16 protein-coding genes are annotated in these 12,091 nt (G+C 70.9%); 10 read left to right on the top strand and 6 right to left on the bottom strand.

Annotated features, from left to right (window positions below; all coding sequences use genetic code 11):
• The first annotated feature begins 181 nt into the window (after positions 1 to 181).
• From ACR68M_RS00320 to ACR68M_RS00280, 9 genes are all read left to right on the top strand, one after another.
• A complete protein-coding gene (locus ACR68M_RS00320; protein ID WP_441248314.1) occupies positions 182 to 751 on the top strand; it encodes a GNAT family N-acetyltransferase in 570 nt (189 codons plus the stop codon).
• 109 nt (positions 752 to 860) lie between these two features.
• Positions 861 to 1,136 (top strand): hypothetical protein, encoded by a 276-nt coding sequence (locus tag ACR68M_RS00315; protein WP_441248313.1) that lies wholly within the window; start codon positions 861 to 863, stop codon positions 1,134 to 1,136.
• A 189-nt stretch (positions 1,137 to 1,325) separates the two neighbouring features.
• A complete protein-coding gene (locus ACR68M_RS00310; RefSeq protein WP_441248312.1) occupies positions 1,326 to 1,553 on the top strand; it encodes a hypothetical protein in 228 nt (75 codons plus the stop codon).
• A gap of 134 nt (positions 1,554 to 1,687) precedes the next feature.
• Positions 1,688 to 1,879, top strand: a complete 192-nt coding sequence (locus ACR68M_RS00305; protein WP_441248311.1) for a hypothetical protein — start codon at positions 1,688 to 1,690, stop codon at positions 1,877 to 1,879.
• A 108-nt stretch (positions 1,880 to 1,987) separates the two neighbouring features.
• Positions 1,988 to 2,302, top strand: coding sequence for a hypothetical protein (locus tag ACR68M_RS00300; protein WP_441248310.1), 315 nt, complete (start codon positions 1,988 to 1,990; stop codon positions 2,300 to 2,302).
• Positions 2,303 to 2,551: 249 nt separating this feature from the next.
• Complete coding sequence (locus ACR68M_RS00295; RefSeq protein ID WP_441248309.1) at positions 2,552 to 3,406, top strand: IS5 family transposase; 855 nt, start codon at positions 2,552 to 2,554, stop codon at positions 3,404 to 3,406.
• Complete coding sequence (locus ACR68M_RS00290) at positions 3,403 to 3,801, top strand: hypothetical protein (protein ID WP_441248308.1); 399 nt, start codon at positions 3,403 to 3,405, stop codon at positions 3,799 to 3,801. The genes ACR68M_RS00295 and ACR68M_RS00290 overlap by 4 nt, the downstream gene beginning before the upstream one ends.
• A gap of 212 nt (positions 3,802 to 4,013) precedes the next feature.
• Positions 4,014 to 5,141, top strand: a complete 1,128-nt coding sequence (locus tag ACR68M_RS00285; RefSeq protein WP_441248307.1) for a glycosyltransferase — start codon at positions 4,014 to 4,016, stop codon at positions 5,139 to 5,141.
• 56 nt (positions 5,142 to 5,197) lie between these two features.
• Positions 5,198 to 5,701, top strand: a complete 504-nt coding sequence (locus tag ACR68M_RS00280) for a replication-relaxation family protein (RefSeq protein WP_441248306.1) — start codon at positions 5,198 to 5,200, stop codon at positions 5,699 to 5,701.
• A 105-nt stretch (positions 5,702 to 5,806) separates the two neighbouring features.
• Here the strand turns inward: ACR68M_RS00280 and ACR68M_RS00275 are convergent, their stop codons facing one another.
• Genes ACR68M_RS00275 through ACR68M_RS00260 form a run of 4 tightly spaced genes read right to left on the bottom strand, consistent with a single transcriptional unit; the run spans position 5,807 to position 8,930 of the window.
• Positions 5,807 to 6,133, bottom strand: a complete 327-nt coding sequence (locus ACR68M_RS00275; protein ID WP_441248305.1) for an SDR family NAD(P)-dependent oxidoreductase — start codon at positions 6,131 to 6,133, stop codon at positions 5,807 to 5,809.
• A 54-nt stretch (positions 6,134 to 6,187) separates the two neighbouring features.
• Positions 6,188 to 7,441 carry an MFS transporter gene (locus ACR68M_RS00270; RefSeq protein WP_441248304.1) on the bottom strand — a complete coding sequence of 418 codons (1,254 nt, stop codon included), beginning with the start codon at positions 7,439 to 7,441 and terminating at the stop codon, positions 6,188 to 6,190.
• A 32-nt stretch (positions 7,442 to 7,473) separates the two neighbouring features.
• Positions 7,474 to 7,884 carry a (R)-mandelonitrile lyase gene (locus tag ACR68M_RS00265; RefSeq protein ID WP_441248303.1) on the bottom strand — a complete coding sequence of 137 codons (411 nt, stop codon included), beginning with the start codon at positions 7,882 to 7,884 and terminating at the stop codon, positions 7,474 to 7,476.
• Positions 7,885 to 7,913: 29 nt separating this feature from the next.
• Positions 7,914 to 8,930 carry a zinc-dependent alcohol dehydrogenase family protein gene (locus ACR68M_RS00260; RefSeq protein WP_441248302.1) on the bottom strand — a complete coding sequence of 339 codons (1,017 nt, stop codon included), beginning with the start codon at positions 8,928 to 8,930 and terminating at the stop codon, positions 7,914 to 7,916.
• A 216-nt stretch (positions 8,931 to 9,146) separates the two neighbouring features.
• On the opposite strand from ACR68M_RS00260, the gene ACR68M_RS00255 reads away from it, so the two are divergent.
• Positions 9,147 to 10,058, top strand: coding sequence for a helix-turn-helix transcriptional regulator (locus ACR68M_RS00255; protein WP_441248301.1), 912 nt, complete (start codon positions 9,147 to 9,149; stop codon positions 10,056 to 10,058).
• Between the two features lie 52 nt (positions 10,059 to 10,110).
• Here the strand turns inward: ACR68M_RS00255 and ACR68M_RS00250 are convergent, their stop codons facing one another.
• Together ACR68M_RS00250 and ACR68M_RS00245 are read right to left on the bottom strand one after the other, a co-directional pair.
• Entirely contained in the window at positions 10,111 to 10,578 is a 468-nt protein-coding gene (locus ACR68M_RS00250) for a hypothetical protein (RefSeq protein WP_441248300.1), read from the bottom strand.
• Positions 10,579 to 10,913: 335 nt separating this feature from the next.
• A complete protein-coding gene (locus ACR68M_RS00245) occupies positions 10,914 to 11,960 on the bottom strand; it encodes a hypothetical protein (protein WP_441248299.1) in 1,047 nt (348 codons plus the stop codon).
• Between the last annotated feature and the right edge of the window lie 131 nt (positions 11,961 to 12,091).

Here is a 12,091-nt window from a genome sequence, read left to right as displayed (position 1 = left end):
GCCTGTGGTCTCGCGGGCCAACGACTAGCTTTCCGTTTAACCCCTGCCCGCTTCGGCTGGGGCTCTGATCGGCAAAACCGATTGCCTGCGCGCGGGGCAGCGACCAGAATCTCCGCTGTGATCCCTCGACGTTGCGACCGCCACTGTCCGGACATCGCCACACACGTTGAGGATCACTGCCTTGAACTACGCCGTACGTGAGTACACGCCCGCTGACGAACCCTCCTGGTTGCGCTGCCGGGTGCTCTCCTTCTTGGACACCGCCTACTTTGACGACGTGATGAGGGCCAAGCCCCGGATCGACGCTCCCGGCTTCGAGCTGGTCGCGATCGGGGAACGCGGGCTCGCCGTAGGCGTCATGGACGTCACGGTCGAGGGTGAGCTGGCGACCATCGACACCATCGCGGTCCACCCCGACCACCAGCACCGGGGCATCGGCCGCGCCCTGTTCGCCGAGGCCCGCGCCCGCGTCAGCGCCCAGGGAGTACCGACACTGGACGCCTGGACCAGGGACGACCTGGACACACTGCACTGGTACCGGGAGATGGGCTTCGCCGAGAGCAGCCGCTACCTCCACGTCTATGCGAACTACTACACCGATGCGGGGGAGCCGGACCGCGCCATCGGCGAGCGGCGGCCGGAGCTCCGGCCGATCACGGCCTTTCTGCACGCCAACCTGCGCGACGAGCAGTTGATGCGGGAGCAGTTCGCCCGGGTCCACGTCTGCCGCCGCTTCTCGATGGAGCTCTGAGCCCGGCTCCACCCCAGCCCGTGGTCAGCGTGCCGAGCTGACCACGGGCTTTGCCGTTCACCGGACAGCGGTACGGCCTTGGCGTGATCATGTGCGTTGCGAAGCACCCATGATCACCAACCAAGGCCGTGAGGACGAGTGTGCTGCAAGACACTGTGCGCGTCGAGTCCCTGTCCGTGTCCTGCGCTCCGACGGCGGCCACCGCCGCTACTCCCGCTACCAGCTGCGCATCGCGATGCGCGCCCGCGACCTCGTCGACCAGGGCACCGCCATCGACGCCGCCTGCCGCATCGTCATCCTCGAAGACCAACTCGAAGAAGCCCTGCGCATCAACGAACAACTGCGCCGTCCCTCCGAGGAGCCGAAGCCCACGGCGGACACCTGACGTCCTGGCCGAGACCGCCGGCCGCCCACAGCGGATTGCCTGGGCACTACTGCAAGGAATCCGCCCGCACACCGGCCGACGGATGCTGATGCCCAATGCGCGGGCGCACCGGCGGCCGCGGACACCGTGGCGGCGAGGACACTGTGCCGATGACCGCTGCTGCCACGCAGGCCGACCCGCCTTCGTTCCGTGTCCCGCTGCGGCCGGGGCGGGCGCCCCGGTCCTGCCTTCAACGCCGTCATCCGCGCGCACCTGCGGGCCCAGGCGGCGGGCGCGGTGCTGCACGTCGCGAACCCGACCGCACGGGTGGCGGTGCTGTTCCGGCGCACCGGGCTGGACCAGGTGCTGCGAGTGAGCCCGGATGCGGCTCTACCAGCCGTGGAGGAGCCGGCGTGCCAGCCCTGCACTCCACGCTGAGCGCGCCCTCACCACCAACCCGCCGCCGACGCTGACCGTCGACCCCTCCAACCTCAACACCCTTCTGCAAGCCCGGATCGAGGCCGAGCGCCAGGGCGTGACGCTCCACCCGGCCCGCCCCCACGCCGCCGGTGATGGAGCGGCGAGTCGCTCCGGCGGTGGCTGGTGGGTTCCTGGCCGGCGGCTTGCAGGCTGCGCACCAGGACCGCCATCAGTGGGGCGGCCACGGCGTGCGCCGGCCGTCCGACCTGAATCTCTGCGGCCGTCGCGCCCACGACCGCGACATCGAATTCAACAATTCAGTCGGCGGGTTCGCGCTCATGTGACGCCGACTGATAGCTGCCCATCGCGATCGGCAGTTGGCCCTGGAATGGCCGGAGCAAGGGGACCCGCATAACGTGGGACCGATAACCAGGTCAAGCCGAGGAGCCATCATGGCGACCCTGCACATCGAACACGCGGTGACGGACTTCGGGCTCTGGAGCGCGGCATTCGAGCGTTTCAAGGACGTCAGGCTGCAGTCCGGCGTTCGCGGGCACCGCGTCCAGCGGCCCGTCGACGATCCGAACTTCGTTGTCATCGACCTCGAGTTCGACACCGCAGGCGAGGCGGAGCGCTTTCTGGACTTCTTGCGAACGAAAGTCTGGGCCTCGCCCGAGAACGCCCCAGCCCTGGCCGGGACGCCCCAGGTCAAGATCCTGGAGCTCGCTCAGGCTATCCCTGCCGACCAGCCCCGACCAGACATGTGACGGCCTGCTCCAGCACGAGCAGCAAGGGCTCAGAGCCCCGACACGGGCAATACCCTGCCCACCCCATGCTCAACTCGCCAACTCGAGCACTCAAGTCACAGCACCAACCGGGAAACCTGGGCTTGATCCGCTTTGACGGACACCTGAGAGGACGGTAAGTCGGTTTTCTCTCGTTTCGTGATCGCTCGTTCGTGTGAACGTCGGCCGTACTGGCGTGCCAGCCGGGGTTCGGGTGATGTTCTGCGGCGCATGGACAGACGGGCGTATCCGAGCGACTTATCGGACGAGCAATGGGCGTTGATCGAGCCGATGATCATGGCCTGGAAGCAGGACCGGGTGGCGCGATCGGCTACCGGGGATCCGGGGGCCTGCGATCTGCGGGAGATCGTGAATGCGATCTTCTACCAGAATCGGACGGGCTGTCAGTGGCGCTACCTGCCCCATGACCTGCCGTCCTGGTCGGCAGTGTTCTACTACTTCGGCCTGTGGCGCCAGGACGGCCTCGACCAGCGGATCCAGGAACTCCTGCGCTGCCAGGTACGGGAGCGAGCCCGCCGATTAGAGGACCCGTCCCTCGTGATCATCGACACCCAGTCCGTCCGCGCGGCCGCCGGTGTCCCGAAGACCACGACGGGGCTGGACGCGAACAAGAAGGTGTCGGGGCGCAAGCGGGGACTGGCCGTGGACGTCCTGGGGCTGATCATCGGCGTCGTCGTCCTGGCCGCCTCAGCCCACGACAACGCCGCCGGCACCGCCCTGCTCGACCAGGTCGCCGAACGGTGCGGGATGCGTCTGGAGAAGGCCTTGGTGGACCAGGGCTTCAAGGACGAGGTTGTCATCCACGGCGCTCTGCTGGACATCGACGTCGAGGTCGTCCGCCGCAAACCGGCCGACCCGGGCACGGGCTTCGTCCCGCAGCCGAAACGGTGGGTGGTGGAGCAGGCGAACGGCACCTTGATGCTGCATCGGCGCCTAGCTCGCGAGTACGACCACCGGCCCGACACCTCCGCCTCCCGCGTCTACTGGGCCTCCACTGCGAACATGACCCGCCGCCTCACCACACCGGCCCCGGCCTGGCGCGACACCCTCGGACTGGCCGCGTGAACGTCGCCGAACTCCTGGCGGACCTCCAGGCCCAGCAGGACGAAGCCGCCACCCGGGCCGCAGAACTTCGTGACCAGATCGGGTGCCTCACTGCCGCCCTGGCCGAGACCGAGGCCCGTCTCGCGGACCTGATCACCACACGAAAGATCATTGCGGAGGTCACGCCGGCAGGAATCGAACCCGAGGTGCCCGAGACGAACACCACCTACCAGGCCATCGTGCACGCCTTCAACCAGCACCCGGGCCGGGCATTCCGGGCCCGCGAGCTGCACGAACTCCTCGGCATGCCCACCGATGAGACGTCCGTCAACATCACCCGCAGCCGCCTCGGACGCCTCACCCGCCAAGGCTTCCTCACCCAACCCGGACGAGGCCGCTACCAGAAACGGACTTAACGCCCTCTGAGCAGGGGACTTGCAGAATCTGGGACTTGAGATCTTGGCTGTCTGGCCTGCGGTTTTGCTGCGGTGATTGATCGTTCATGGGCTGTGGTCTGTGGGTTTGCAGAATCTGGGACCGATGTTCGGGTCGGTCGGGAAAACCTGTGGGCGGTCAGGGGAGCAGGGGCTGGCCGTTCTGCCCGCGGACGGCCCGGTAGCCTCGCCCGATGCGCATTCTGTTCACGTTCATCGGTGGCAGTGGCCACTTCCGCCCCCTCATCCCGGTGGCCCGCGCGGCGCAGGCCGCCGGGCACATTGTCGCGGTCGCGGGCAGCGGCGGCAGAACGGCCGAGATCACGGGGGCCGGATTCACGGCCTTTGCCACCAGTGAGCCGCGGGTACGTGCGGCGGGTTCCGCTGGCGCGGCGGCCGTGCCCGTCGACGTCCCCGATCCGGCGGCGGACCTGCGGGAGCTCGCCGAGGGCTTCGCCCGGCGCGGCGGACGGCGGCAGGCTGCGGCGGTGCTGGACATCGCCCGCGATTGGAAGCCCGATGTCCTGGTGCGCGACGAGGTCGACTTCGGCAGCGCGATCGCGGCCGAGGTGCTCGGGATACCCTGTGCGACCGTCATCGTGCTGGCCGCCGGGGGCTTTCTTCGCAAGGAGGTCGTCGCGGAGCCGTTGCACGAGCTGCGCTCGGAGTACGGCCTGCCGGCCGACCCCGGGCTCGCGATGCTGGACCGGGATGTGGTCCTGTCGCCGTCCCCGCACGCCTTCCGGGACCCGCGCTTCCCGTTGCCCGCCCACACGTTCGCGTTCCGGCCGGGCCCGGCCGTCCCCGCAGCCCCCGTACGGGACACCCCCACCGTGTACTTCACGCTCGGCACCGTCTACACCAGCACCGATCTGTTCGCCCGGGTCCTGACCGGGCTCCAGGGGCTCGCGGCGAACGTGGTCGCGACGGTCGGCTCCCAGGTCGACCCGGCGGTGTTCGGGCCACTGCCGCCGAACGTCCGGGTCGAGCACTTCGTCCCGCAGGATCAACTGCTGCCGCAGTGCAGCCTGGTGGTCTCGCACGGCGGCTCCGGAAGCCTGCTCGGCACGCTCGCCCACGGCCTGCCGTCGGTGCTGCTGCCGCTCGGTGCGGACCAGCCGTACAACGCGCGGCGGTGCGTCGAACTCGGTACCGCCCGGGTGCTGGACCCGGTCACCGTGACCCCGGACGAGGTGCGCGAGACGGTGTCGGCGGTACTGGCCGACGAGGGCTACCGCCATGCCGCCGAGCGGCTTCAGTACGAGACCAATGCCCTGCCCGGACCGGAGCAGACCGTCCCCCTGCTCGAAGCACTCCGCTGAGCGCCCCGCGTCCCCGTATCGGCCCCGCCCGCTGACGGCCCCGCACGTCGGGGTGGTTGGAGGGCACGGCCGGGCTGGAGGCAGCCGGGCACGTTCTCGGCCTGCCCCGCTCGGAGATGGGCGGCACCGCTCGGGGTGCCGGGCGCTCCGGCGCCCGGCACGCGATGGCGGTCAACGAGACCGTGCTCGCGTTCGTCCTCGGCGGTACCGCCCCGGACGCCCCGGGCGGAGTGGGCGCCGTGACCGACTGGGCGACCGAGGTCGAGTTCGGGCTGCCGGGCGGCAGGCGCAAGGTGCGCCCGGACGCGGTGTGGCAGGCCCCGGAGATCGGGGTGCCGGTGCTGATGGTCGAGGTCGACCGCTCCACCATGTCGCCGGAGCGGGTGGCCGCGAAGTTCACCGCCTACCGCGAGCTGTTCCGCACGAAGGTCAAGAGCACCGACCCGGCGCTGGCCACCGAGGACCCGACCGACCGGGACGGTCCACTGGTGGCGCCGGACCTGGCCCGGCCACACCCGGCCCGGCCACCCGCCCGTCGCCCTGTCCGGCTGGAACGGTGACAACTCGCCCACCCGGAATGAGATGGGCCAACTCGGCAATGCCGTCCTGGGGCACATGGCTGTCTGGACCGCCGGCCACCATGAGGGTCACCGCCGTGATTTGGCTCAACCGCTCCAGCCCTGCCGGGTCAGGCACGTCGACCTGCCTCCTGAGTTGTTGAAGGCGGCGTCCAGGCGGCCGAAGCGGTCCACGGTCTGGTCGACGGCGGTCTGGACGTCTTGTTCGCGGGTGACGTCGCAGTGCAGGGTCAGGCAGGTCCCGCTGTCGGCGTCGATGAGGTTCGCGGTTTCGCGCAGGCCGTCCTGTGACCGGTCGAAGAGGGCGACATGTGCGCCGGCGCGGGCGAAGGCGAGGGCGGTGGCCCGGCCGATACCTGAGGCGGCGCCGGTGACGAGGGCGGTCCTGCCGGTGAAGTCGTAGGTGGTGTTCACGGGGTCCTCCTATCGGTGTGGAGCCGGGCGGTGGCGGCGGGGCCGGGTTGCGGGTCAGTGCCGCACCGGCACCGGGGTCCCGTCTCGGGCCGAGGCCGAGGCCGGGGCCGGGGCCGTGGTCCGAGCCTGCCGTGGCGTGCCGCGGAGCGCGAGCGTGGCCAGCGGCAGCAGGGTGAGGGCGGCGAGGACGCCGCCGACGAGTGGGGGCCCGGTCAGGCCGAGGGAGGAGTCGAGGGCGTGGGCTGCGAGGGCGGAGCCGGCGGCGATGCCGGTGTTGTAGGCGGAGGTGGTCAGGGCGGAGGCCAAGGTGGGGGCGTCGCCGGCGGAGCGCACGGCCAGCGAGGTGACGACGGGGTTGACGGCGAAGCCGGTCAGCGCCATCAGGAAGACCAGGACGATCGCGGCGGCCGGATGGGTGGAGAGCGGTGCGAGCAGCAGCAGGACGGCGGCTGTGGCCGCGGCGGCGGTGATCGTGGTGGCCATGGGGCGGCGGTCGCCCAGGCGTCCGCCGAGGGTGTTGCCGCCCAGCGCGCCCGCGCCGAAGGCGATCAGCACCAGCGGCACGGCGGCCTCCGGGATGCCGGCGCGGCCGGTCAGCAGCGGTGTGATGTAGGTGTAGGCGGCCAGGACGCCGCCCATGATCAGGACGGCGGCGGCCAGCGCCAGCCACAGTCGGCCCTGCCGCAGCGCCCGGACCTCCGCGCGCACCGAGACGCCGGCCGCCTGTCCGGCGGTGACAGGGACGAAGCGGCCGACGAACACGGCCGCCAGGGCTGCCAGGACGGCCAGCGCCCAGAAGGGGCCGCGCCAGCCGGTGGCCTGCCCGACGACGGACCCGAGCGGGACGCCGACGACGTTGGCCAGGGTCAGGCCGCCCATCATGACGCCCACCGCGCGGGTGGAGCGGCCGGGCCCCGCGGCGGCGGTGGCGATGACGAAGCCGATGGCCCAGAACGCGCCGGTGGCCAGAGCGGTGGTGAAGCGGGCGGCGAGCACGACGGCGAAGGAGGCGCTGGCGGCGGCGACGAGGTGGCCGAACGCGAAGACGGCCAGGGCAAGGACCAGGGTCAGCCGCCGGGGCAGGCGCAGGGTGGCCAGGGCCATGGTCGGGCCGCCGACGATCATGCCGACGGCGAAGACGGTGATCAGCAGCCCGGCGCGGGGAACACCGACGTGCAGGTCTCCGGCGATCTGCGGCAGCAGGCCGGCCACGACGAACTCGGTGGTGCCCATCAGGAAGGTGCCGGCGGCCAGCACCCACACGACGGAGGGCAGCTTGCCGGTGGCGGGACCTGCGGGCCGGGACATAGGGGCTTCTTTCCGTACGGGGGCGGGGCGGGTCAGTGGGTAGCCGGGGCTGCGGTGTACTCCTCGTCGGTGACGGGGTTCAGCCAGTGCACGACGTCGTGGTCGTCGTCGCCCTCGTTGATGGCGAGGTGGACCATGAGCCGGTTCGGCGCGGCGCCGTGCCAGTGCTCCTCGTCAGCTTCGAACAGGACGCGGTCGCCGGGGCGGATGACCTCGACGGGTCCGCCGCGGCGCTGGCACAGACCGATGCCCTCCGTGACGAAGACGGTCTGGCCCAGCGGGTGCCGGTGCCAGTGGGTGCGGGCGCCGGGCATGAAGTGCACCAGGTTGGCGGTGACCCGGGACGGTGCGGGCGCGGCTGCGACGGCGTCGATGTAGACGTCGCCGGTGAACCAGTCGGCCGGGCCCTTGGCGGTGTCGATCGAGCTGCGGGTGATCTGCACGAGTACTCCTTGTGCCGGGGCAGGGATTGTCAGGGGGTGAGGAGGGCCTTGATCGCACGGCGCTCGTCCATAGCCTTGTAGCCCTCGGCCACGTCGGAGAGCGGGAGGGTGAGGTCGAAGACCTTGCCGGGGTCGATCCGGCCCGTCAGGACGCGCTCGATCAGGTCAGGCAGGTAGCGGCGCACGGGGGCGGGGCCGCCGCGCAGGCCGACGTGGGAGAAGAACAGTTCCTGCCCGTCGACGGCGACCTCGTGCGGGACGCCGACGAAGCCGACGGAGCCGCCGGGGCGGGCGGAGTGCAAGGCCTGCTGCATGGCCTGGGCGGTGCCGACGCACTCCAAGACGCTGTCGGCGCCGATGCCGCCGGTCAGTTCCTTGATCCGGGCGATGCCGTCCTCGCCGCGCTCGGCGACGATGTCGGTGGCGCCGAACTCCAAGGCCAGCTTCTGCCGGGACTCGTGCCGGGACATGGCGATGATCCGCTCCGCGCCCAGTTCCTTCGCGGCGATCACCGCGCACAGGCCGACCGCGCCGTCGCCGACCACCACCGCGGTCGAACCGGGGCGGACCTGTGCGGCGTCGGCGGCCCACCAGCCGGTGCCCATCACGTCCGAGTTCGCCAGCAGGCCCGGCCAGAACTCCTCGCCGGGGACCTCGTCGAGGGCGAGCAGGGTCCCGGTGGCGTTCGGGATGCGCACGTACTCGGCCTGGCAGGTGGACATGAACTCCCGGTGCAGACAGTTCGACTGGAAGCCGTTTCGGCAGTTCGGACAGGTGTTGTCGGAGGTCGCGAACGAGCCGACGACGAACTGGCCCGGCCGCAGGCCGGTCACCTCGGAGCCGACCTCCTCCACGAAGCCCACGTACTCGTGACCCATCGGGTGCGGGTCCCCGATCGGCTCCGCGCCCCGGTAGGGCCACAGGTCGGAGCCGCACACGCACGTCACGGCGGTGCGGATGACCGCGTCGGTGGGGTGGAGGATCTTCGGGTCGTCCAGTGTCTCGAAGCGGACGTCGCCGGGGGCGTGGATCACTGCGCCGCGCATGGGGATATTCCTTCGCATTTCGGGGCGCGGCGGCCGGACAAGTCCGGTCACCGCCAAGAGCGGGTCGGGCGCACACTCCGCTCGACCCGTCGGATCCGGGGCGGAGAGCGCCACGTCATCCAGGAAACCCGCACTCCGCCCACGCAGCGAGTCACCAGCGAGGGGTGTACCGCCAGTACACCCCTCGGCCGCCCGGATCGCCGTAACGTCGAAGGCGTGGACAACAGCCAGGAGGTCCGCGAGTTCCTCACCTCGCGGCGCGCCAAGATCAGCCCCGAGCGGGCGGGCATGCCCGCCGGCCCCCGCCGCCGGGTACCCGGCCTGCGCCGCAGCGAGGTCGCGGCCCTCGCCGACCTGAGCGTCGAGTACTACGCCAAGCTGGAGCGCGGCAACCTCGCCGGCGCCTCGCCCGCCGTCCTGGAAGCCCTCGCCCGCGCCCTGCAACTCGACGACGCCGAACGCGCCCACCTGCTGCACCTCGCCCAGGCCGCCGACGGCACCGACGCCCTCGCCCGCCCCCGCCGCCGCACCGGCGGCAGGCCGTGGACTCCGCACCGCAGCCTGCAGTGGATGCTCGACGCCGTCACCGCCGGCCCCGCGTTCGTCCGCAATGGCCGCATGGACCTGCTCGCCGCCAACCAGCTCGCCCGCGCCTTCTACGCCGAGGTCCACGACAACCCCGACAACCGTGGCAACCTGGCCCGGTTCAACTTCCTCGACCCCGCCTCCCGCCGCTTCTACCCCGACTGGGACCAGGCCGCCGACATCGCCGTCGCCATCCTGCGCACCGAGGCCGGCCGCAACCCCCACGACAAGGACCTCCACGACCTCGTCGGCGAGCTCTCCACCCGCAGCGACGAGTTCCGCACCCGCTGGGGCGCCCACAATGTCCGCCACCACGGCACCGGCACCAAACGCTTCCACCACGCGGCCGTCGGCGACCTCACCCTCGCCTACGAAGGACTCGAGATGGCCGCCGAACCCGGCCTCACCCTCACCGTCTACACCGCCGAACCCGGCTCCGCCTCCGACCAGGGCCTGCACCTGCTCGCCACCTGGGCCGCCACCCGCGAAGCTGAGGCGGACCCTCGGCAGAGCGGGCAGCCGGCGGCGCCGCACCGGAAGTGACGCGACACGGCCCAACGGAGCGAGCCTGCACCGGGGGGATCGCGGGCTTAGATCAGGGGCCCGGGTGGCGGCGGACCGGCAGTACGCGGACGCGGCCACCAGACTCGATGAGTGCGCTGTGCAGCCGGGGGTTCTCCAAGGTGAGCTGGTTGACGACCTGCACCAGGGCCTGCCGGTCGTCCCGCAGTTCCTGCAGCTCTCGTGCGTCGGCGGCGCGCAGTTCCTTGAGTTTGACGATCTGCTTGCGCTGGCGGGCCTCGCTGTCGGGGATCCGGCCGAGGGCGCGGACGCGGGCGTAGAAGTTCTCCCACACGTCGGGGTGGAGTTGGGTGAGAGCGTTACGGGGGACGTCGGCTTCCTGGGCGAGGGCGACGATGGTGAGCGCGCCGTTGGAGTTCTTGGGGGCGCCGGCCAGGATGCGGTCGATGTTCCTGCAGGCCGGGACGCAGTGGACGAGGGCGGGGGCGGTGGGGGTGGTGTCGCGGTGACACAGGGCCTGCTCGCGTTTGTGGACGCACATCAGCAGGGTGTTGGGCTTGTCGTGGATGAGCAGGTCGTCGGGGGCGAGATAGCGGTGGGCGGCGGGCCCGGACAGGCCGCCGCCGTCGGCGAGGTGGTGGTGTAGGTCGAGGGCGGTGTCAGCGCAGGCGCGGACAGTCTCGATGTCGAGGAGGGTGTGGATGCCGTCGCATCGCCGGACCCTGACCCGGCATCAGCACCGCCCGCAGAGATGGCCGGCCCCTCGCGCTCGAATCGCGAGGGACCGGCCATCAACGTACGGCGGACCCGCTCCTGAAAGGGACGGATCGTCGGGTGATCCGATCCCAGGATCGGATCACCCGCACCAGAGGTTCATCAGGCAGCGCTCTTCACACTGAGGTCGTCCAGGACGATGCGGGGCTGGGTGAGCTGCTGCTGCTGCTGCTCGTCGGCGGCGGGCCTGGTGGCGTTAATGACCTGGGCGATGCGTTCGTAGCAGGTGACGGCCAGCGCCCAGGTCTCGACCTCCTGACCGGTGCCCGCGTACACCGCGCTGCGCAGGGCGTTGAGCAGCGCGATGACGCTGCGCCCGGAGAGTACGTTGTCGCCCTGGTGCTCCTGTGCGGAGCCTCGGGGCCGCTGGGCGGCGTCCTGCTTGTCGAAGTGCTCGGCACCCTCGACCCGCTTGTTGAGGAAGTCCCAGGTGTGGGGGTTACAGGAGATGGCGACGGTGTTGACGGCCGCGGCCTTGAGCAGCGTGGCCACGTGGGTGGGCCAGGCGAGAGCGGCGGGGATGAGGTCAGTGACACCACCGGCTTCCCCAGGCGTCGGGTCGGCGGCCGCCTGAGAGGCGGTCGGCTGTTCCTGATCGGGCACGGTCGCGGGCGCCAGGCGGCTGAGCAGCTCGATGAGCTGGCGGGCCTGGTCACCGGTGATGCCGGTCTCCGGGCTGTGGTTCTCCTCGGCGGGGACAGTCTCGGACACGGTGGTCTCCTTCACGGGGAGGTAGACGGGTGCCGGCCCGGCGGCGAGGGTCTCTACGGGCAGCGGCTCGATGACCGGGGGAGCGGGGAACACGCCCTCTGCGGGTTCATCCGCCACGGCCGACTCGACCAGTTCCGGGTGCACCGCTTCGACCAGAGCAGCGGGGGACTCGGTCTGCACCGCCAGGAGCTGGATCTGATGAAGCTCGTCACGCGCCTCGGCGAGCTGGCGTTGCAACTCCCGGTTGTCCCGGTGGGCCAGCTTCGCTTCCTGCTGCTCCCTGGTGAGCGCGGTGATGATCTCGTCGCGGTGTTCGCGCAGACCGTCGGTGATGGCCTTCAGCAGTTCGGTACGCAGGGTGTCGCTGTTGGTCCGCAGCTCGGTGAAGCCGTTTCCGATTTCGGTGCGTAGAAGATCGACCTGGCGGGCGGTGCCCATCAACTGCCCTCCCCTGTGGGTTCGGCACGTGAGTGTGCCGGGTCAAGGGTGGCGGCCCACGGGACCAGCACAATGGTGATCGTCCGGGGCTGACCCGATCCAGCTCATCACTGTCCGGAATCGGATCGTCA

Source organism: Kitasatospora sp. McL0602 (assembly GCF_052076145.1).
In the GTDB taxonomy this organism is placed as follows: Bacteria; Actinomycetota; Actinomycetes; order Streptomycetales; family Streptomycetaceae; genus Kitasatospora.
This window is presented reverse-complemented; position numbering and strand designations above follow the sequence as displayed.